This is a genomic window from Pseudoalteromonas sp. BSi20495, from assembly GCF_000241185.1.
GTDB lineage: Bacteria > Pseudomonadota > Gammaproteobacteria > Enterobacterales > Alteromonadaceae > Pseudoalteromonas > Pseudoalteromonas fuliginea.
Genome location: NZ_BADY01000044.1, coordinates 1 through 21,224, shown reverse-complemented (window position 1 = coordinate 21,224; position 21,224 = coordinate 1). Strand labels below are relative to the sequence as shown.

23 protein-coding genes are annotated in these 21,224 nt (G+C 39.9%); 6 read left to right on the top strand and 17 right to left on the bottom strand.

All coding sequences use genetic code 11. From position 1 onward, the window contains the following. Positions 1-352: 352 nt before the first annotated feature. Genes rpsQ through rpsJ form a run of 11 tightly spaced genes read right to left on the bottom strand, consistent with a single transcriptional unit; the run spans position 353 to position 5,316 of the window. Positions 353-610 carry a 30S ribosomal protein S17 gene (rpsQ, locus tag P20495_RS14010; RefSeq protein ID WP_007376193.1) on the bottom strand — a complete coding sequence of 86 codons (258 nt, stop codon included), beginning with the start codon at positions 608-610 and terminating at the stop codon, positions 353-355. Next, positions 610-801 carry a 50S ribosomal protein L29 gene (rpmC, locus tag P20495_RS14015; protein WP_002957889.1) on the bottom strand — a complete coding sequence of 64 codons (192 nt, stop codon included), beginning with the start codon at positions 799-801 and terminating at the stop codon, positions 610-612. The genes rpsQ and rpmC overlap by 1 nt, the downstream gene beginning before the upstream one ends. Beyond that, positions 801-1,214, bottom strand: coding sequence for a 50S ribosomal protein L16 (gene rplP, locus P20495_RS14020; protein WP_002957890.1), 414 nt, complete (start codon positions 1,212-1,214; stop codon positions 801-803). The genes rpmC and rplP overlap by 1 nt, the downstream gene beginning before the upstream one ends. A gap of 12 nt (positions 1,215-1,226) precedes the next feature. Beyond that, positions 1,227-1,928, bottom strand: a complete 702-nt coding sequence (gene rpsC, locus P20495_RS14025) for a 30S ribosomal protein S3 (RefSeq protein WP_002957891.1) — start codon at positions 1,926-1,928, stop codon at positions 1,227-1,229. A gap of 11 nt (positions 1,929-1,939) precedes the next feature. After that, complete coding sequence (gene rplV / locus P20495_RS14030) at positions 1,940-2,272, bottom strand: 50S ribosomal protein L22 (protein WP_002957892.1); 333 nt, start codon at positions 2,270-2,272, stop codon at positions 1,940-1,942. A 13-nt stretch (positions 2,273-2,285) separates the two neighbouring features. Then, positions 2,286-2,564, bottom strand: a complete 279-nt coding sequence (gene rpsS, locus P20495_RS20350) for a 30S ribosomal protein S19 (protein ID WP_004588689.1) — start codon at positions 2,562-2,564, stop codon at positions 2,286-2,288. Between the two features lie 15 nt (positions 2,565-2,579). Beyond that, positions 2,580-3,404: a 50S ribosomal protein L2 gene (gene rplB / locus P20495_RS14035; RefSeq protein ID WP_007376192.1), complete on the bottom strand. Its 825-nt coding sequence runs from the start codon at positions 3,402-3,404 to the stop codon at positions 2,580-2,582. A 15-nt stretch (positions 3,405-3,419) separates the two neighbouring features. Next, a complete protein-coding gene (rplW, locus tag P20495_RS14040; protein WP_002957896.1) occupies positions 3,420-3,722 on the bottom strand; it encodes a 50S ribosomal protein L23 in 303 nt (100 codons plus the stop codon). Next, positions 3,719-4,324, bottom strand: coding sequence for a 50S ribosomal protein L4 (gene rplD / locus P20495_RS14045; RefSeq protein ID WP_002957897.1), 606 nt, complete (start codon positions 4,322-4,324; stop codon positions 3,719-3,721). Before rplD ends, rplW begins: the two co-directional genes overlap by 4 nt. A 17-nt stretch (positions 4,325-4,341) precedes the next feature. Next, positions 4,342-4,977: a 50S ribosomal protein L3 gene (gene rplC, locus P20495_RS14050; protein WP_002957898.1), complete on the bottom strand. Its 636-nt coding sequence runs from the start codon at positions 4,975-4,977 to the stop codon at positions 4,342-4,344. A 27-nt stretch (positions 4,978-5,004) separates the two neighbouring features. Beyond that, a complete protein-coding gene (gene rpsJ, locus P20495_RS14055) occupies positions 5,005-5,316 on the bottom strand; it encodes a 30S ribosomal protein S10 (protein ID WP_002957900.1) in 312 nt (103 codons plus the stop codon). Between the two features lie 417 nt (positions 5,317-5,733). Here rpsJ and plsB point away from each other — a divergent pair, with 417 nt between their 5' ends. Beyond that, positions 5,734-8,172, top strand: a complete 2,439-nt coding sequence (gene plsB, locus P20495_RS14060; RefSeq protein ID WP_007376190.1) for a glycerol-3-phosphate 1-O-acyltransferase PlsB — start codon at positions 5,734-5,736, stop codon at positions 8,170-8,172. A gap of 20 nt (positions 8,173-8,192) precedes the next feature. On the opposite strand, the gene tesB is transcribed toward plsB, so the two are convergent. Then, complete coding sequence (gene tesB / locus P20495_RS14065) at positions 8,193-9,050, bottom strand: acyl-CoA thioesterase II (protein WP_002957902.1); 858 nt, start codon at positions 9,048-9,050, stop codon at positions 8,193-8,195. Between the two features lie 77 nt (positions 9,051-9,127). On the opposite strand from tesB, the gene P20495_RS14070 reads away from it, so the two are divergent. Next, the gene (locus tag P20495_RS14070; RefSeq protein ID WP_007376189.1) at positions 9,128-9,589 is read left to right on the top strand and encodes an EVE domain-containing protein; all 462 of its coding nucleotides are present in this window, start codon (positions 9,128-9,130) and stop codon (positions 9,587-9,589) included. A gap of 108 nt (positions 9,590-9,697) precedes the next feature. On the opposite strand, the gene P20495_RS14075 is transcribed toward P20495_RS14070, so the two are convergent. Further along, positions 9,698-10,765, bottom strand: coding sequence for a potassium channel family protein (locus P20495_RS14075; protein WP_008134974.1), 1,068 nt, complete (start codon positions 10,763-10,765; stop codon positions 9,698-9,700). A 159-nt stretch (positions 10,766-10,924) separates the two neighbouring features. Here P20495_RS14075 and P20495_RS14080 point away from each other — a divergent pair, with 159 nt between their 5' ends. Beyond that, positions 10,925-11,872 carry a chemotaxis protein CheV gene (locus tag P20495_RS14080; RefSeq protein ID WP_008134973.1) on the top strand — a complete coding sequence of 316 codons (948 nt, stop codon included), beginning with the start codon at positions 10,925-10,927 and terminating at the stop codon, positions 11,870-11,872. A 67-nt stretch (positions 11,873-11,939) separates the two neighbouring features. On the opposite strand, the gene P20495_RS14085 is transcribed toward P20495_RS14080, so the two are convergent. Further along, a complete protein-coding gene (locus P20495_RS14085; RefSeq protein WP_007376186.1) occupies positions 11,940-12,956 on the bottom strand; it encodes a metalloprotease in 1,017 nt (338 codons plus the stop codon). 163 nt (positions 12,957-13,119) lie between these two features. Between P20495_RS14085 and P20495_RS14090 the strand changes: the two genes are divergently transcribed. Beyond that, positions 13,120-14,331: an EAL domain-containing protein gene (locus tag P20495_RS14090; protein ID WP_008134971.1), complete on the top strand. Its 1,212-nt coding sequence runs from the start codon at positions 13,120-13,122 to the stop codon at positions 14,329-14,331. 32 nt (positions 14,332-14,363) lie between these two features. On the opposite strand, the gene P20495_RS14095 is transcribed toward P20495_RS14090, so the two are convergent. Further along, positions 14,364-15,440 (bottom strand): hemolysin family protein, encoded by a 1,077-nt coding sequence (locus P20495_RS14095; protein ID WP_008134969.1) that lies wholly within the window; start codon positions 15,438-15,440, stop codon positions 14,364-14,366. Positions 15,441-15,524: 84 nt separating this feature from the next. Between P20495_RS14095 and P20495_RS14100 the strand changes: the two genes are divergently transcribed. Further along, positions 15,525-18,020 (top strand): S9 family peptidase, encoded by a 2,496-nt coding sequence (locus P20495_RS14100; RefSeq protein WP_008134967.1) that lies wholly within the window; start codon positions 15,525-15,527, stop codon positions 18,018-18,020. Between the two features lie 216 nt (positions 18,021-18,236). Then, on the top strand, positions 18,237-18,941 hold the full coding sequence (locus P20495_RS14105; RefSeq protein WP_007376182.1) for a response regulator transcription factor: 705 nt from the start codon (positions 18,237-18,239) through the stop codon (positions 18,939-18,941). Here P20495_RS14105 and P20495_RS14110 read toward each other — a convergent pair. Then, the gene (locus P20495_RS14110) at positions 18,938-20,449 is read right to left on the bottom strand and encodes a YifB family Mg chelatase-like AAA ATPase (RefSeq protein ID WP_008134965.1); all 1,512 of its coding nucleotides are present in this window, start codon (positions 20,447-20,449) and stop codon (positions 18,938-18,940) included. The genes P20495_RS14105 and P20495_RS14110 overlap by 4 nt on opposite strands. Positions 20,450-20,483: 34 nt before the next feature. Beyond that, positions 20,484-21,098: a trimeric intracellular cation channel family protein gene (locus tag P20495_RS14115; protein WP_007376180.1), complete on the bottom strand. Its 615-nt coding sequence runs from the start codon at positions 21,096-21,098 to the stop codon at positions 20,484-20,486. Positions 21,099-21,224: the final 126 nt, after the last annotated feature.

The window sequence follows — 21,224 nt, the reverse complement described above, 5'->3', positions numbered from 1 at the left end:
ACATTTAATATCTATCCGTGACGTGGTTTATATGATGCGAACAACTCAATGCTTTACGATTCGCGACACTCTTTTAGTTTCAGATTTCGTAATTATTCGACCCAGATTATACCAATCTACTTATATATGGGGTCTATTTAACATTAAGAAAATTAAGCTAGAACTAGGCAAAAATTTTATCTAGTTGTTCTAAATAAAAATTTTAACGACGTTATAGTCGTAATTTAACTCGTTAAATTGCTCAAAGATTTATGCCAGTTGGAATTATGACTTTTAAAATTGACAGTGCCTTAAACACAAAAAGCCCCAGCTAATGCCGGGGCTTTTTTACAAAACTAATTTAATTAAAAAATTAAGCTAGTTTTGGACTAGAAATAACGTCTACTAAAGTCCAAGATTTATTCTTAGAAATTGGTGCGCATTCACGGATAGTAACTACGTCACCCGCTTTTGCTGTGTTATTTTCGTCATGTACGTGTAACTTAGTCGTACGTTTAATGAATTTCCCATAGATTGGGTGCTTCACATAACGTGCGATAGCGATAGTGAAAGATTTTTCCATCTTGTCGCTGATTACACGGCCTTGAAGAGTACGAATTTTATCGCTCATTATTGACCTGCCTTCTGGTTAATAACTGTTTTTACACGCGCGATATCGCGGCGTACTGTTCTTAGCGTGTGTGTCTGAGCCAACTGACCAGTGCTAGCTTGCATGCGCATATTAAATTGCTCACGAAGTAGTCCTAGAAGTTCAGCATTAAGCTCTTCTACGCTTTTGTCTTTTAGTTCGCTAGCTTTCATCACATTACCGTCCGAGTTACGAAAGTTGTTTTGAATGGCAGTTTACGAGCAGCAAGGTCAAACGCTTCACGAGCAAGCTCTTCTGAAACACCTTCCATTTCGTAAAGTACTTTACCAGGCTGAATTTCAGCAACCCAATATTCAACAGAACCTTTACCTTTACCCATACGAACTTCAAGAGGTTTTTCTGTAATCGGTTTGTCAGGGAAGACACGAATCCAGATTTTACCTTGACGTTTCACGTGACGCGTCATAGCACGACGAGCTGCTTCGATTTGACGAGCAGTCATACGGCCACGGCCAGTTGCTTTCAATCCGAAAGTACCGAAGCTTACTTTGTTACCGTTTTGCGCTAAACCGCGGTTGCGGCCTTTGTGCATTTTACGGAATTTTGTACGTTTTGGCTGTAACATTACTCGCTACCTCTACTTAGCACTTTTCTTGGCTTTCTTTGGTGCGCGTTTAGCTGGCTTCTCTTGCTCTTGTACTAGTGGTAAACCACCAATAACTTCGCCTTTGAAGATCCAAACTTTAACACCAATGATACCATAAGTGGTTAAGGCTTCAGAAGTTGCGTAATCGATATCAGCACGAAGAGTATGTAGAGGTACACGACCTTCACGATACCATTCTGAACGTGCGATTTCAGCGCCGCCAAGACGACCGCTAACTTCAACTTTAATCCCTTTAGAACCGATACGCATTGCATTTTGTACCGAACGCTTCATAGCGCGACGGAACATAACACGACGCTCTAGTTGAGAGGCAATGCCGTCTGCTACTAGTTGTGCATCTAGTTCTGGTTTACGTACTTCAGAGATATTAATCTGAGCAGGTACACCAGCGATTTTAGTTACCGCTTGACGTAATTTTTCTACGTCTTCGCCTTTTTTACCGATAACAACACCCGGACGAGCCGTATGGATTGTTACACGGATTGATTTTGCTGGACGCTCAATAACGATTTTAGACACAGAAGCCGTTTTCAATTCCTTAGTAAGGAATGTACGAACTTTGTGATCGCCAAAAAGCTGTGCAGAGAAATCTTTTGAACTCGCGTACCAGGTAGAAACCCAAGGTTTAGATATACCTAGGCGAATACCAGTAGGATGAACTTTTTGTCCCATTACTTATACTCCTAGCTATCTGAAACCATAACAGTGATATGGCTTGTACGCTTAAGGATGCGGTCTGCGCGTCCTTTAGCACGAGGCATAATACGCTTCATTGTAGGACCATCGTCCACAAAGATCGTTGTTATGCGAAGCTCATCAATGTCAGCACCTTCGTTATGCTCTGCGTTAGCAATAGCAGACTCAAGTACTTTCTTAACTAATACAGCGGCTTTCTTAGGGCTGTACGCCAGGATTTCTAGTGCGCGATCGACAGGTAACCCGCGGATCTGATCTGCAACTAGACGTGCTTTTTGCGCCGAACCAGAGGCGAATTTATGTTTAGCTAATGCTTGCATTTATCTTCCCCTCTTATCGTTTCTTCGCTTTCTTATCCGCAGCATGGCCACGGTAAGTGCGAGTTGGTGCAAATTCACCTAGTTTGTGACCGATCATTTCGTCAGAAACGAAAACTGGTACGTGCTGGCGACCATTATGGACAGCAATGGTCAATCCGATCATGTTAGGTATGATCATTGAACGACGGCTCCAAGTTTTAATTGGCTTTTTCTCACCGCTTTCCAAAGCTTTCTCTACCTTCTTCAGCAAGTGTAGGTCTATAAAAGGACCCTTCTTGAGAGAGCGTGGCATGGCTATTCCTCAATATTACTTAGTACGACGACGTACTATAAATTTATCCGTACGCTTGTTCTTACGCGTCTTCGCACCTTTAGTCGGCTTACCCCATGGAGACACAGGATGACGACCACCAGATGTACGACCTTCACCACCACCGTGTGGGTGATCTACCGGGTTCATGGCAACACCACGAACTGTCGGACGAATACCACGCCAGCGATTTGCACCTGCTTTACCAAGTGAACGAAGCATATGCTCAGCATTGCCTACTTCACCTAGAGTCGCACGACAATCAGATTCAACTTTACGAACTTCGCCTGAACGAAGACGTAATGTTACATACTGACCATCACGAGCAAGGATTTGAACGTATGCACCAGCAGAACGTGCGATTTGAGCACCTTTACCTGGTTTTAATTCTACGTTGTGAACAGTCGAACCTACAGGCATATTACGCATTGGTAATGCATTACCAGGTTTGATTGGTGCATCAACACCAGACTGGATTGCATCGCCAGCTTTTAAGCCTTTTGGTGCGATAATGTAACGACGCTCACCGTCTGCATATAATACAAGAGCGATGTTTGCGCTACGATTTGGATCGTATTCTAAACGCTCAACAGTGGCTGGAATGCCATCTTTAGTACGTTTAAAATCGATTAAACGGTAATGTTGTTTATGACCACCACCGATATGACGAACCGTAATACGACCATTGTTATTACGACCACCTGATTTAGAGTTTTTCTCTAAAAGTGGTGCGTATGGCTTACCCTTATGTAGATCTGGGTTAACCACTTTAACTAGGTGACGACGGCCCGCAGAAGTAGGCTTACACTTTTGAAGTGCCATAATTCTATCCCCTTATTACTCGGCGCCGCCGACAAAGTCTAGCTCGCTGCCTTCTTTAAGAGTAACGTAAGCTTTCTTCCAGTCGCTACGACGACCGAAACGTGCGCCAGTACGTTTTGTTTTACCCTTAACGTTAAGTGTGCGAACACCAGTTACTTCTACTTCAAAAAGCTTCTCAACTGCTACTTTAATTTCAGCTTTAGTTGCGTCATTTACTACTTTGAAAACAATAGTGTTGTTTTCTTCAGCAGCAATAGTGCTTTTTTCAGAGATATGTGGAGCAAGGATCACTTTTAAAAGACGTTCTTCGCGAATCATGCTAGCGCCTCCTCAAGTTGCTTAACAGCAGCGGCTGTAATAAGTACCTTATCGAAAGCAATTAAGCTTACAGGATCGATACCAGCTACATCACGCGTGTCAACCTTATAAAGGTTACGTGCCGATAAGAAAAGATTTTCATCTACTTCTTCAGTCACGATAAGAACATCTTTAAGCTCAAGTTCTTTAAGCTTAGCAACTAGTTCTTTAGTTTTTGGTGCTGCTAGAGCAAAACTTTCAACAACGATTAAACGCTCTTGACGAACTAATTCAGATAAGATGCTTTTAATCGCACCACGGTACATTTTACGGTTTACTTTTTGGCTGTGGTCTTGTGGTTTAGCTGCAAAGCTAACGCCACCTGAACGCCAAATTGGGCTACGGATTGTACCGGCACGTGCACGGCCAGTACCTTTTTGAGCCCATGGTTTTTTACCACCACCGCTTACTTCAGAACGTGTCTTCTGAGCACGAGTACCTTGACGAGCACCTGCTGCGTATGCAACAACTACTTGGTGTACTAATGCTTCGTTAAACTCACGTCCAAAAGTAGCTTCAGAAACTTCAAGACCGCCAGAAGCGTCTTTAATTGCTAATTCCATCACTAAATCTCCAGGACTTATGCTTTAACAGCTGGTTTAACGATAACGTCACCGCCAATAGCTCCAGGTACTGCACCCTTAACTAAAAGCAAATTACGCTCAGCGTCAACGCGAACTAGTTCTAAGTTTTGAGTCGTTACACGCTCAGCACCCATATGACCGGCCATTTTCTTACCTTTAAACACCTTACCAGGTGATTGGTTTTGACCGATTGAACCAGGAGCACGGTGAGATAGAGAGTTACCATGTGTAGCGTCTTGCATGCTGAAATTCCAGCGCTTAACACCACCTTGGAAACCTTTACCTTTAGAAGTACCGGTTACGTCAACCTTGTTGATTTCGTTGAATAATTCAACAGTAAGCTCTGCGCCTACTTCAAAATCGCCTTCACCACCGTTAAGGCGGAATTCCCACAGACCGCGACCCGCTTCAACACCAGCTTTAGCGAAATGACCCGCTTTAGCTTTGTTTACACGACTTGCTTTTTTAGTGCCTGCGGTTACTTGAAGCGCGTTATAACCGTCTGTTGCGTCAGATTTGATCTGAGCAATGCGGTTAGGTGTCGCTTCAATAACTGTCACAGGGATAGATACACCATCTTCAGTGAAGATTCGTGTCATACCCACTTTACGACCGACTAGACCTAATGCCATTTTCCTAAAACCTCTCTAATCTTTCGATTAACCCAGGCTGATTTGAACATCAACACCAGCAGCAAGATCTAAACGCATAAGCGCGTCTACAGTCTTGTCAGTTGGTTCTACGATGTCTATCAGACGTTTATGGGTGCGGATCTCGTACTGATCACGCGCATCTTTATTAACGTGCGGTGAAGTTAGTACAGTAAAACGTTCAAAGCGTGTAGGTAGTGGGATTGGACCACGTACTTGTGCGCCAGTGCGTTTCGCAGTTTCCACGATTTCTGCCGTTGATTGGTCAATCAAACGGTGGTCAAAAGCTTTTAGGCGAATACGAATGCGTTGATTTGACATTCTTAACCTCAATATAAAGAGCATTTAAAAGAGCATAAAAAAACGACCGAAACAATCTTAAAACTTAAGATGTCGGCTGTTTGATTATATCTACGTTGAGTTCCAAATCGGAACTCCTGTTTATTAGCTTGAAATCCAAGCTTAATTTATCCTTTCTAGTTCCCTAGGGAATTTTGAAAGCCTGCGTATTATAGATGTATTGGTGATAAATGCAACAACTATTTAGAAACAATACAATGACCACTAATTTGATTAAATAAGCGCCCGTACATACTCACTGGCTATACTTGAACTAACACCTCTACTATTAGTCAATTAATAAGTTAACTACTCAATAGCGCAAACTAAAGGATTTTTAGATATTATGGTATCCTATTGCGCTAATTTTGCCTTTAATACTCTCAATATGGTGAGTCGATGCGTATTTTTAATTATTGTTTAAATGTTTTGTCTGCTGGATTTAGCCGCTTACTAGTACGAAGTAAAGTGCTGCCAGAGAACCCCATTGAGCAGTATGATCTAAACCCAGAATACCCTACATTTTATATAGTGCGTTTAAATTCACGATTTGATTTAGCGGCACTCACACATGTATGTAAAAAACATGGTTTGCCAAGCCCAATTGAAGAGCAAGTATTAGGCTCTCAGCATTTAGATCGTTTTATTGGAATCAAAAATCCACCACCATTATTTGGCGACAAAGCTAAACCAACAAATGCTTTAGCTCAAGGTAAGCAAATTATTGAACACTTAATTAATAGTGGTCAACAGAACGTACAAGTTGTACCTGTTACAATTTTATGGGGCCGCGATCCGGGTAAAGAAAAACCAGGTTTACGCACATTAATTACACACTCGGTAACACCTAGTTGGTTTAGAAAGTTTTTTGTCGTGTTGTTTTCAGGACGTGATAACTTTATTCGCTTTAGTCAACCTCTCGACTTATCGCTTTTGGTAAACGAGAAAGCCGATGTAAGTGAGTTACCACACAAATTACTGCGTGTCGCTCGCGTTCACTTTAAACGTCAAAAGCTCGCAGCTACTGGCCCAAAAATGCCATCTCGTGAACAATTATTTAATTCTTTATTAGCGTCCCCTACAATTAAAAAAGCAATCCTAGATGAAGCTAAAGCTAAAAATATTAGCCAAACTGAAGCTCGTCAAAATGCACTCAAGTTACTTGACGAAATAGCCGCTAATTATTCTGAAGCAATGATACGTGTAGCTGAGCGATTTTTAACGTGGTTGTGGAATAAGCTTTATAACGGTATTAATATTAAACACACAGAACAACTTCATGAATTGACTAATAAAGGCCATGAAATAATCTACATGCCTTGTCATCGCAGTCATATGGACTACTTGCTCCTTACTTACTCAATATATCATTTAGGTTTAGTACCGCCACATATAGCTGCAGGTATTAATCTTAACTTTTTCCCTGCCGGCGGGATATTTAGACGCTCGGGGGCATTTTTTATTCGTCGCTCATTTGCAGGTAATAAGCTTTATTCTGCCATCTTCAAAGAGTATTTAAGCCAACTGTTTATTAAAGGTTACTCTGTTAAGTTTTACACGGAGGGCGGTCGAAGCCGAACTGGGCGCTTACTTCCGCCTAAAACAGGTATGCTTTCAATGACCTTACAAGCGATGCTTCGCGGAATAGACCGTCCGATATCTATCGTGCCGGTGTACATTGGCTACGAGCATGTAATGGAAATAAACACTTACCTTAAAGAGCTGGATGGTAAAGATAAAAAAGGAGAATCTATTTTCGGTATTTTTAAGGCGATTAAAAACCTTAAAAACTATGGTCGTGGTTATCTAAACTTTGGTGATCCAATTTCAATTAATCAATATTTAAACGACAACCAACCCGATTGGCGTGATTCAATACATCCTACCGATGTACAAAAGCCACAATGGTTAGGCACACAAGTAACTCAACTTGCTGATCAAGTCATGATTAAAATTAATAATGCAGCAGCACTTAATGCTGTTAACTTATTGGCGATGATTTTACTCGTTAACGATAAACAAGCATTGAGTAAGCCAAAACTTTTAGCACAACTTGATTTTTACCTGCGCTTACAACGCGATGCCAGTTATAGCGATAAAGTAACAGCGCCTGACGAAACACCAGAGCAATTACTAACACATGCATTAAAGCTTAATAAGTTTGAAGTTATTAGTGATGAATTTGGTGAAATAATCACAATTAGTGATAAAGAAAAAGTCTTATTTAATTACTATAGAAACAATATTTTGCACTTATTCGCAGTACCAAGTTTAATTGCACTGCACCTATTTAAACAACACAGCACTACGATTACTCAATGCCAGCAACTTGTAAAAACATTTTATCCGCTATTTGCTAAAGAATGGTACTTACAGCCTCTTGATGAAAACTATATAACACGAATTTTAGCTAACTTTGCTGATCAAAATTTAATTGAGTTTGATGGCGATAACATTCATATAACGAACAGTAATGACTGCCTAGCTAAGCTTGAAATGCTTGGACGAGCACTTAGCTTCACTCTGCAACGATACGCTATTGTAATTGGTTTTATTCAAACAAGTGATGGCATTGAAAAAGCAGAACTTGAAAGAGAAAGCCAAGTGCTCGCGCAACGTTTAGGCACACTGCATGGCATTAAAACACCTGAGTTTTTTGACAAAAAAGTACTTGTTAGCTTTATCGATAACTTACGTGGAGAGTCATTAATAACAGAAGGTGAAGAGGGCTTAGTAGGTAGCACACAACTATGTGAAACCTACGCACACCTTAAAACATTACTGCCAGCACGCGTCTGGCAGTCAATCAGCGATATAGTACAAGACCAGTGTAACTAGCAATGCATTTACAGAAGGGGTTAGCGCTGGCGCATAACCCCTTCTTGCATTGTTGAGGCAACCAAGTTGCCTTGGCGATCAAAAAACTGCCCGCGTACTAAACCACAACCATTGCTCGCACTTGGGCTATCAATTGAATACAAAATCCAATCATCCATTCTAAATGGGCGATGAAACCACATTGCATGATCAATAGTAGCTACTTGCATATTTGGCTGCATAAACGATACACCATGAGGTTGTAATGCAGTTGGTAAAAACTCAAAATCAGACGCATACGCTAATAAGTAATTATGGATACGCTGATCGTCCGGCATTTCACCATTGGCTTTAAACCAAATATGTTTTACTGGCTCCATAACTTCTGGCTTAAACGGGTTATGAAATGTCACAGGTCGCATTTCAATTGGCATCTCACGGGTAAACTTATTACGGATGACTTCAGGAATGTGTGAAGCGTTATCTTGGTAAAACTCAAGCGATGAACGTAGTTCTTCAGGTGCGGGAACATCAGGCATCGTCGCTTGATGCGACAAACCATTTTCTTCACCCTGAAACGACGCAGTCATGTAAAAAATAGGCTTACCGTACTGAATCGCTTTTACTCGGCGTGTACTAAAACTCTTCCCATCTCGAATAGTTTCAACATCATAAACAATGGGTTTAGCCGGATCGCCTGGGCGTAAAAAGTAAGAATGTAATGAATGAACTATTCGCCCTTCAGGTAGAGTTTCTTTAGCAGCAGAAAGCGCCTGCCCCATAACTTGACCGCCAAACACAGCACCAAAGCCTAAATCTTGGCTTTGCCCTCGATATAAACCTTGCTCAATTTCTTCAAGTGTTAACAACGACAATAAATCATCTAATACTTGGCTCATCATTTCTTCCTCATTACCCTGATATTCAAATGATACTATACAATAGTGGGAAGTAAATATATGTTAGGAATACTGTTATGGCTTACTGGCTTTTTAAAACTGAACCCGATGCGTTTTCATTAGATGATTTAAAAAACGCTCCAAAACAAACCACGCTTTGGGAAGGCGTACGTAATTACCAAGCGCGGAACTTTATGCGTGATGGCGTTAAAATTGGCGACTTGGTGATGATTTATCATTCAAGCTGTAAACAAGTGGGTGTAGCGGGTATTGCTATAGTTACAAAAGAAGCCTACCCAGATCCCACTCAATTTGATTTAAGTAGTGATTATTACGATGCTAAAGCCACCAGCGAAAATCCTCGTTGGGTTGTCGTTGAAGTAACCTATCAAAGCCATCTAAAAAAATTGGTGAGTCTTAAAGATATAAAAGCGAATGATTCAATTACTGAGTTAGCACTAAAAAAAGCAGGGCGATTATCTGTTATGCCAGTCACAGAACATGACTGGCTGCAAATAGTGAAGATGGTTAGCACTTAGCTTTATTCTTTCGGTCTTTAGGCGCAATCCAAAGCAAAGAAGTAACCTGTGTCACAAAAAGTCACGACACTGATAAAAGAGCCTTTTTCATCGCCTTGGGTACGCTAACTATCGTTCCAAACTTGTCCAATCAACTTCACTACTTAATACTCGCTCTACAGATATGTAGTGCAAAATATCACCTTCACTTACTTTGTAATCAAGCGGTGGGTTTAAATCCATATTTTGCGCACTCAAATTGTGTGCAACGCCTAATAATATTGCATCATGTTCAAGCTTAAAATGATGAAACAAAGTGCCAAATTTCATATCTTTACAGTCTTTAGGTATTGCCAAACTAAATTGCGTATCACCATGGAGTGTAGAAAGCAGCTCCTCTTGTACACGGCTAGAACCTGGATCTTGCATTGAACGTACAAGTATTTCTGCCGATTTAGCACTGCTACACTCTACATTTTGACAATGCTCTAACAGCATATCTATTTTTGTCTCATCTAAGAAATGAGCACTGATATGGCAATCATCTTTAACTAAACGGCTTATACGCAGTGCAGTAGTAAATGTTTGATCGTCATCTTGCCCATCAATAATGACTTTATCGGCACGACTTATTGCAACACGCTCAAGTTCGGATAAATTTGTAAAACTGGTTAGATGTGCAAAATCAACATGTTCGTTAGTTAAAAAAGGGTGATCCATTTGCTCTGTTACCGCGAGTAAAATACGGCGGTCAGTTCGCTTCCTGTCAGCCAAAATGTAATCAATCATCTTTTTTGTACGAGTGTCGTGCCAACCAAAAATAATAATATGGTTAATACTGTGTGCAAAACTTTTATCACCAGTCATAGCGCGCCTAATTAAATAAGTAACTGTTTGCCCTGTTTTTCCAAGCAGGACACCAAATAAAGCTAAACCAAATGGGATCTGTACTAATGCTACCACCCAACGGCCAAGTTCTGTCGTTGGGCTAAAATCACCATAACCTACCGTTGATGTTGTTATTACGTAATAGTAAAAAAAAGTACTTGGGGGTATCAAGGCTTTTTCATTTGCGATCACTAATAAGCACCACGTAATAATAATATGCATAAAGGTAACAATCGCAACAGATTGCCAACTCACTTGCTCTATATGACTGCGTAATAACACGATAAAACGTTTAAAAATATGATGCATAGTTATTGCTAATAGATTAGTAAAATTACTCTGTAGTACGGTACTGCAAATTATACCACCATAGCAACAACTAGCTGTAATCGAAAAATAATAACTGAGCTATGAAGTTAAAAAATAGTAGACTATAGTTATAAAATAATTAGATTAGATAAGTTCATTATGGTTGGTGTTTTAGCTTCGGTTGATCAACGTACTCAGTTGGTTGGTGAAAACCGCTTAGAGTTGTTACTTTTTTATTTACATAGCCGGCATTTATTTGCACTCAATGTGTTTAAAATAAAGGAAGTGGTAAAATTGCCACATTTAAGCAAAATTCCCCATTCTCATTCCAAAATAACCGGAGTTGTGAATATTAGAGGTGAATCTATACCTGTAATCGATTTACGGCAGGCTATTTCTATGTCCGCAGTAAAATACGCCGAAGACTGTAACTTAGTTATTACTGAATACAATAGAAGCGTACAAGGCTTTTTAATTGGCAAAGTTGATCAAATCGTCAATATGACATGGTCAGATATTATGCCTCCGCCTAGCTCTGTTGGTAAAAATCATTACTTAACAGCCCTTACTAAAATAAAGCGCGATGGCCAAGAACAGCTCGTTGAAATTATTGATGTAGAAAAAGTGCTTGCCGAAATAGTTGAATATGAAGTAGATATTTCAGAGGGAGTACTTGATCAAGGTATCGTCAATGAGTTTGCAGGACGTAAAATACTTCACGCCGATGACTCACCCACTGCACGTAAACAAGTAAGCGATACACTTTCGCAGCTAGGAATTGAAATCATCCCTGCCAGTAATGGTCTAGAAGCCCTGAACATGCTTAGAAGCTGGGCTGATGAGGGGCAAGATGTTGAAAAAGAGCTATTAATGGTAATTACAGATGCTGAAATGCCTTCAATGGATGGCTATCGCTTAACCCATGAAATACGTAATGATAGCAGGCTTAAAAATCTTTATGTTGTTCTTAACACATCTTTAAGCGGTAGTTTTAACGAAGCTATGGTAGAAAAAGTAGGGTGTAATGCATTCTTATCTAAGTTTCAGCCAGACTTACTCGTTGAAGAAGTACAAAGCCGTTTAAAGATAGTGCTTAATTATACGTAGACAATAGGTACCCTTTTGTATTGCCTACGTATACAGCTTACTGAGATATTTCTTTAATCGTAGATTATCAACTCGATAAAATAGTCATCGGTAGGCTTAATATGGGGTTCTCTGAATCCGCAAAATGCATCATTACAGCTACATGCCCAGCCACTACAACTGCATACATAACAGCTGAAAAGCCTTGGCCATATTTATCTAGCGGCATCAAATGTGAATAGTGACGGCCTCGCCATTCAAATACAATCTCCAGCGCACCGACAAACAAAAAGAATACCAGTAACATCAAACCAAATGTGTAACTCAGCCATAAGCCAAATAGTACCCCGAGTAAACATACGCTCAAACCAATCCATGAACGCATTGAAAAACTGATACTTTTTAATACATGCCCACCATCAAGCGGCAAAATAGGTAACAAGTTAAATAAATTTAATAACGCACTAAGCACTGCCACACCGGCAAATATTTCCATCTCTGTGGCATAATATAAAACCACGCCCAATACAGAAGTAATTAAACCAAATGCAGGCCCCATTAGTGATATAACTACATCTTGCCAACGCGTTGTTATTTTATCGTCACTAACAGCGAGTCCACCCACAAATGGGATTAGGTAAATGCCCTTGGTTTTTATGCCAAAGTATTTCATTGCGCGCACATGTCCGTACTCATGTACGACTAAACAACCAATTAGCATTAGTGCAAATTCGATACTAAATAACCACGCATAGCCTGCAACAGAAGCCCCTGCAAGCACTACTTTAATTACCTTGGCACTTTTAAAAAGCTTAAAACCTAATGCTGCTAATCCTAAAAAGCCTTTTTTAGGTGCTGCATTTACCGGGGCAGGTAACGCAAGTTGTGTTGCAAATTGCTCATCTACAAATAGCGAAATGCTTTGCTCTTCCACTGCCTCTGTATCAATACCTATTACTTTGTTGTCGTAAGTAAATTGATAATAGTTTTCACGAGGATTATCAAAGGTAATGGCTTGTTGAGCATGAAAAACTTGTACAATCTTTTGCCCTGAAACCATAAATGAAAAAGGCTGTTCAGCTAAAGTAAGATCTATTCTTATCATAATTAAAACCGTTTAAAACAATGGCGTTAGTATACCGAATCGGCTAAAAAACACGAGTAACGGTAGTTAGTAACTTTTTAAATAAAATTATTTAAAACTGACAAACGCAAAAAATACTACTACTTTTATAGTAATAATACGCCTTATTTTGAAAGGGATAACAATGAAGAAAATGGTACCAAATATTTTAGTCGTTGATGATTCAAAGGCAATTTTGATAATTATGGAAGCCATACTCAGTGAATTAGATATGTCTGAAAAGGTTGTTACCTGCTTAAGTGCTGCCGAGGCACTCGAAAAAGTAGCCAATGACATAAACCGCTTTGACGCTGTTTTCACCGATCTCAATATGCCTGAAATGGATGGAATGGAATTAATACGACATCTCGGAGCATTAAATTATCAAGGCGGAATAATTATTGTGTCTGAAATGGACCATAAAGTAATTAGCCTAGCAGCTGATCTGGCAAAACAACACAACGCACACCTGATTGGTAATATACCAAAACCTGTTCAACTATCCCAAATGAGAAAATTACTAACCAAAGTAGCAAAATTAAATTGTCACACTTTATTAAGAGAGAGCCTGATCTCAAAAAGTGAACTTATTAAGGCATTAAAAAATGATGAGGTAACACCCTTTTATCAACCTAAAGTTAATGCGATTAATAATAAAATAGAGAGTGTTGAAATACTGGCGCGGATTGTATCAAGTAAGGATGGTAGCATTATTTTACCAAATCGCTTTATTAGCCTTGCTGAGCAGTACAATTTAATTAATCAAATTACATTCTCTCTTTTTGAAAAGGCCACCAGCGAATTTTCAAATATAAAAGCACAGCTCGGTCACGATTTTAAAATGGCATTTAACTTATCACCTATCCAACTTGATGATCTAAATTGTCCAAATAAATTACTGCTAATTTTAGAGCTTAATCAACTCACTCCTAGTAACATTATTATTGAAATAACAGAACAGCATGCACTCTCAAGCCTCGCACAGCTTGAAACATTAAACAGATTAAGAATGCATGGTTTTGGAGTGTCGCTTGACGACTTTGGTGTTGGTTTTACTAATATAAACCAACTCAGAAACCTACCCTTTACTGAAATTAAAATAGATCGCTCCCTCATTAGTAATATAGAAACTGACTTATTTTCTCAGGTTATTGTTAGTTCATTGGTTAATATCACGAACAAAGAGCATTTAGATTTAGTAGCCGAGGGTGTTGAACGACCAGAAGAGCTTGCCTATCTAAAACACTATAAAAAAGACTTAACCATACAAGGCTTTCTATATAGCTCTCCTAAACCCAAAAATGAATTTATAGATTGGGCTAAAAATTGGCTAAGAACTGATGGCAGCCCCGCTTAAAGCGGTACTAATATTTACTCGGGGCCTGTTAGCTAATTATCACCCTGAGTGTGCTTATCTTCTTCACTGACTATATGCGCACTACTTGCTAAGCGTTTGTGCCAACGTTGCTTAGCTACTGCTCGCATATTAGTTGATTGGTCACGCTCATCTACAATCTCTAGCCCCATTAAAGCTTCAATCATATCCTCTAGCGTTACAATACCTTGCACGTCACCGTACTCATCAACAACTAAACATATATGCGTGCGCTTTGTTAAAAGAGTTTGCAGTAACGACGATACATTCTGAGAGGTTGGCACCGTATAAATGGGCTTAATCAATTTGCTAATTTTGTAATCAGTACCTAAACGGTGAAATGCCAGCATAATATCGTTTTTATGCACAAACCCTACAATATCGTCGCTGTCTTTATCAAATACCAATATACGAGAAAATGATGACGAGCCGTGATCGTTTAAATACTGATTAACCGTCAAATCTTTATGAACTTTAAAAATGACCGTACGAGGTGTCATTAAATCGCATAACTTTGCATGTCTAAAGTGCAATAGGTTACGAATTATTTCAGACTCATCTTGATGAAGCGCCCCTGATTCAGTGCCTATATCAGCCATAGCCTCTATTTCTTGACGGATGTAATACGCTTCGTTGTGCTCTGGCCTCATCAGATTAGTGAGCTTTTGTGCAAACCATACAAAAGGCTTTAGCGATATAACTAAAAACCGCAAAGCGTAAGTAACACTTGGCGTTAGAGCTCGCCAGTAATTAGCCCCCAAGGTTTTAGGAATAATTTCAGAAAGGATTAATACGAGGAATGTCATAATAGCTGATGCAATACCTACAGCCGCATCGGAAAACACGACAGCCGCTTGTGCGCCAACCCCTGCAGCACCCGCAGTATGGGCAACCGTATTTAAAGTTAAAATAGCAGCTAAAGGCTGATCTATATTGTTTTTAAGCTTTTCGAGCTGTTTAGCCAGCTCAGGGTGCTCTTTTCTAAGTGATGCAACATAACTGGGCGAAATACTTAATAGCACAGCCTCCATCACAGAACATAAAAACGAAATAACAATCGCCACTACCATATAAACTATCAGTAAAGTCACTTTCTCTCCTCTATATTGGATATGTGAGCATGGTAACAATACATGCTATATTTGGCCAAACTTCCAATAATAATAGGCATAATAATGAAATTTAGCGCACCATGGTGTCATCAAAATAAGCTATTTAAGTACGCAGCTGCTCTTTTAACGCTTAGCAGCTTAAGCTTTGCTGCAATAGCTGCACCATTGGATAAATCAAAAATTCAGTTTATCGGCCCACTTGCCGAAGACATGCAGTTAAAGCCTTTTCAAACACCTCACGGTGAGACCATTATTAACAACCTATTACCGCAATTACAAGCAGACTCAGAGAGCTTTTCTGTATTTGGGAAAAAACAAAATTGGCAACCATTTAATAAAATTAACGCACTTACTCTAGGTGGGTTACAAGCACTAAAATTTAATATTGAAACAACCCGCTTCACACAAGGTACGCTTACCTTAAAAGGGCTCGAGCAAGGTCAGTTATTTATTAATGGTGAACTACAAACTGGCGATAAAAATAGCTATAAGCTAGCTTTGAATAACAGTACTCACACTATTTTAATAGTAGCTCAGCAAGTAGCTAATTGGCGCGACGTAACGCTTGATTTTGCACCTAAAAGCGAGGTTGATAAAATTACGCTTAGCACTTCACAAACAAAACGTTTATCTGCAAAACAACTGTTTGACGCCCCTACAATTAGCCAATTATCACTCGCACCTAATGCCAAGCAGTACGTTACTACCACGCGCACTTATAGCGATAAAACACAAAACCAAGCAAATACCGTTACTGTACTTAAAGATGCAGACGACCACACGCTATATCGATTTGAAGCAGGTCAACCAAGTAACATAATCTGGAGCCCTGATAATCAGTTTTTGGTGTATTTGCTCAACGGTGAATTAAAACAACTAAATCGTAAAAATTTATCAATAAAAATATTAGCAAACGATTTAGAAGGAGCCAATGGCTTTACCTTTTATAACGACAGTAGCCTTTTATTTAGCTGGTCTAAATCACCTGAGAGTACTGATAGCTTAACTAAGCATTATAAAGGTCTGCAAGATCGCTGGTCGTATGCACGTTCCATCAGCCAAATTTATATGCTTGATACTAAAAGTGGTTTAACAAAAGCACTTAGCCAAGGTCCTCTTTCTTACAGCCTTGAAGATTCAAATAGTAACCGTGGCAAAATATTAATGAGCCGCCCAGTAATGGCAATGCAGGCATCAACCCACCCAGAAACAGAGTTAGTTGAACTCGATTTAAAATCGAGCAAGCTTTCATCGCTTGGTAAATTCAAAACGTTTAATTTAGCCAAATACACAAATAAAGATATTTATGTAGTTGCAGGCCCCGACTTTAAAAATGGCGCAGGCAGAGCATTACCAAAAGCTATGCTCGCTAATAACTACGACGGGCAACTTTACCTACTTACTGAAGACGGTAAAAACGTAAAAGCACTCAGTAAACAGTTCGACCCCGCGATTGGCCAACTGCACGTTTTAGAAAATGGCGACGCACTTATTAAAGTAACAGAGCAAGACACTCAACCACTTTATCTATTTGATTTAAGTAAACAGCGCTTTAAAAAATTAAATACGGGATTGGATATTGTTGAAAAATTTAGTTACTCGCACGACCGTAATACCGAAATTTTACTAAGTGGCACTAACGCTTTAGCGCCACAACAACTAAAGCGCCTGAACGTAAGTAAAAATAAAACAGATTTAATATGGGATTCAAAACCAAGTAGCTATGCAAATACACGACTCCCTACATTAGAAGAGTTTAATTTTAAAAATAAACATGGTGTTGAAATAACTGGCCGTGTTTACATTCCGAGCAATTTAGATAAAACCAAAAAGCACCCGGCGCTCGTGTATTATTACGGCGGTACTTCACCAGTTACGCGTGGTTTTACAGGTCGTTACCCGTTTAACTTATGGGCAGAAAATGGCTACGTTGTTTATGTTGTGCAACCTACTGGCGCAACAGGGTTTGGACAAAAGTTTTCAGCGCAGCATGTTAATGCCTGGGGCGACTACACCGCAGACGATATTATCGAAGGCACACAAGCCTTTTTAAATAAATACAACTATGTTGATAGTAAAAAAATAGGGAATTTAGGGGCATCGTACGGTGGCTTCATGACCATGTTATTAACAACTAAAACCGATATATTTAGTGCTTCAATAGCTCATGCGGGTATTTCTAATATTACCTCGTATTGGGGTGAAGGTTGGTGGGGTTACTTATATTCTGGCGAAGCATCAAAAAATAGCTTCCCGTGGAACAACTCTGAGCTGTACAGCCAACATAGTCCTGTATTTCATGCCGACAAAGTAACAACACCTATGCTACTTCTTCATGGTGATAGCGATACCAATGTACCTGTTGGCGAGAGCTTAACAATGTACACTGCGCTTAAACTGCTTAATAAAGACGTAGAGTTAATAGAATACAAAGGCGCCGACCACCAAATTTTTGCACGCGATAAACGATTTAATTGGTGGAACACCATGCTCGCATATTTTGATAAAAAACTAAAAGACGAGCCTCAATGGTGGGACTCCATGTATAAAAATGACTGAGCCTGGACCTTAAAAATAACGACTTAATACAGATTTATTAATAGCAGTATTAATTATTTAGCACCTTTGAATTAGTTTAAAGGTGCTAATCTCATCCTCTCATAACGCCTTTCTCTCTTTTGAAATATTAAGTTACCTAAAACTACTAAACACCCTTCTCAGCATTTACCTAATGGTGCTACCATATAAGGCTATAAGCATTCAAAATAAAGTACTATGGCTATTAATGTTTTATTGGTTGAAGACGATGAATTACTCGTTAAACGCATCCAAAATCACTTTGCAGATACCGAATTTACAATAGAGATCGACCCCACTGGCGCTGATGCACTTAGCATTGTAAAGCAGCGAGTAAACCTGCGCGGTGCTATATCATTAGCCATAATTGACATTGTTTTACCTAAGCGCGATGGTCTTCAGCTCGCAAAAGAATTAAACACACTGACCGATATTGGCGTTATTGTATTATCGAGTCGTGACTCCCAAGCCGATCGCATTGCTGGTCTTGCTCAAGGTGCTGACGACTATATTTGTAAGCCCGTCGATTTACTTGAGTTGGAGCTACGCATGCGCGCACTCTATAAGCGTGTTGCCGTTAACCTAGAAGACGACGAAAGCGAAGAGTTTATAGAGTATGCTGACTTTAAGCTTCATCCCGATAACCGCACATTAATTACTGCTGCGGGCGTTGAATCACGCTTAACTGAAGCCGAGCATAAAGTGCTGATTTGTTTAATTAGTAATGCAGGTAAAGCAACTTCCCGCGAAAAAATATCAGAAGAAATAGGCCAGCCAGATTGGAGCCCAAATGATCGCACTGTTGATGTACTTATTGGTCGTTTACGTAAAAAGTTAAATGACGAAAAAGATCAGAAACGCATTGTTACCGTACGCGGTAAAGGTTATATGCTTTCTATTTAATACTTAGTCAATTGCGCAATAAGGCGCTCAAAAGCACGGTAATTAAGTGCCTCTTTAAGCTCATTTAAACTAATATTTTCAGCGCCTTTTAAATCACTAATAGTACGCGCCACTTTTATCACTCGATGATAAGAACGTGGCGATAAAGACAGCTTCTCGCTTGCTCTGGCTAAGAACTGCAACTCTGCAGGCGCTAATACGCAGTGCACACTCATTTCTTTATTATTAAGCCTCGCATTAACCTTACCTTGGCGTTTTAACTGTAAGTAATAAGCCGCTTCAACTCTTACTCTAACCTCAGCGCTACTTTCCTCCTGCTGAGTGCTTTGCAATTCAACACTCGTTAACCGAGGAAGCTCTATTTGTAAATCAATACGGTCAATAAAAGGCCCCGACACGCGCGATAAATAACGCATAACTTGATCGGGAGTTGCTCGCTTATCAGTATGGCTCCCTGTTGGACTTGGGTTTAATGCGGTTATAAGCTGAAACTGCGCTGGGAACTCCATTTGCCTAGCTGCACGTGAAATAGTAACCGTACCAGTCTCCATCGGCTCACGCAGTGAATCAAGCACCTTACGCTCAAACTCTGGTAATTCGTCTAAGAAAAGCACTCCATTATGTGCCAATGAAATTTCACCCGGTTTAGGGTTTGATGAGCCACCAACCAAAGCAACCGCTGAGCACGTATGATGCGGGTTACGAAATGGCCGCTGTCGCCAATTAGTTAAATCTATAGATTGCCCAATAATAGAGTAAAGCGCAGCAGTCGAAATAGCTTCATCGTCCGACATAGTAGGCATTATAGTTGCCATTCGCTGGGCCAACATTGATTTACCAGTGCCTGGGGGGCCTAAAAAAAGTAAATTATGCCCGCCAGCTGCGGCGATTTCTAATACTCGCTTTGCGCCAGGCTGACCTTTCACATCGCTTAAATCGAGCAAAAAGTCAGGGGCTTGCGTACAGTCGGGGTACTCTATATTTAATGGCAAGGGTTGTTGATTAAGTAAGTCCCCCCACACTTCTTGAATAGAACTGACGGCTTTGCGTTTAACGCCATTAACTAGGCTTGCTAGACTGTCATTTGCAAAGGGTAAAAAGCAGCAGCGATCTTGCTCTTTTGCAGCAAGTACCGAAGGTAAAATAGCATTCACACCACGCACCTCACCATTAAGTGCAAGCTCACCATAAAACTCGTATTTATGAATATCAGGACACACTATCTGTCCAGAGGCGACTAAAATACCCACAGCAATTGCAAGATCAAACCGCCCGCCATCTTTTGGCAAATCAGCAGGGGCTAAATTTACGGTTATTCGTTGATCGGGGAAGCCAAATTGAGAGTTTTCGAGCGCACTACGCACTCTATCTTTCGACTCTTTAACTGACGCTTCGGGCAGGCCTACAATATGAAAAGCGGGTAAACCATTTCCTAGGTGAACTTCTACAATAACTTCAGGGGCGCTTATACCCACTTGGGCACGAGAAAATATACGAGCTAAAGACATTCCTTATCCTAGTAAATGGTGTGATTACACCAGTTTAGTCAGGATATTTAAAAACGTGTAATGTGATTTGCCACTTTATTGCAGCTAAACGAAGTAATAAGGTCATTAACATACCTAATATCATTGCCACTTCGGTTGCTAACGAAATACCAATACTAAGTGTATAAACAGTGCCTCCCGCTATGCAGGTAATAGCGTAAAGCTCACCTTTTAATAACATAGGGATTTCACGGGCAAGTACATCTCGAATTAATCCACCAAAGCAGCCTGTAATTACACCCATTATTACCGCTGTCATATCAGGCATACCAGCAAGTTGCGCTTTTTGCGCCCCCATTACGGCAAAAAAAGCTAAGCCAAACGCATCCGCTGTTTGTAAAATATAATGAGGTATCGGCTTTTGCTTATTTATAAGGCGTGTTGTAACAAATACTGAAGCGAGTATGGCTAAAAAGTAACTTTGATCGTGTAACCAAAACACAGGAGCGTCTAAAATTAGGTCTCGTACTGTACCACCACCAATTGCGGTTACCGTAGCTAAAACTACGACTCCAAAGCCATCCATTTTTTTCTCGTACGCTAATAAAGTGCCCGATACAGCAAACACCGCAATGCCTATTAAATCAAACCAGTGATAAAGTTCTGTCATGTGTATTGTTACTTAAAATATTTTAACCGTTTTAACATAAAATTCTCTTTTAAAAAATTTATTTGTTAAAGGCTACAGGTATTAGAGGAAAGTCATTAAATAAAGCAGAATATAAAGAATTTTACC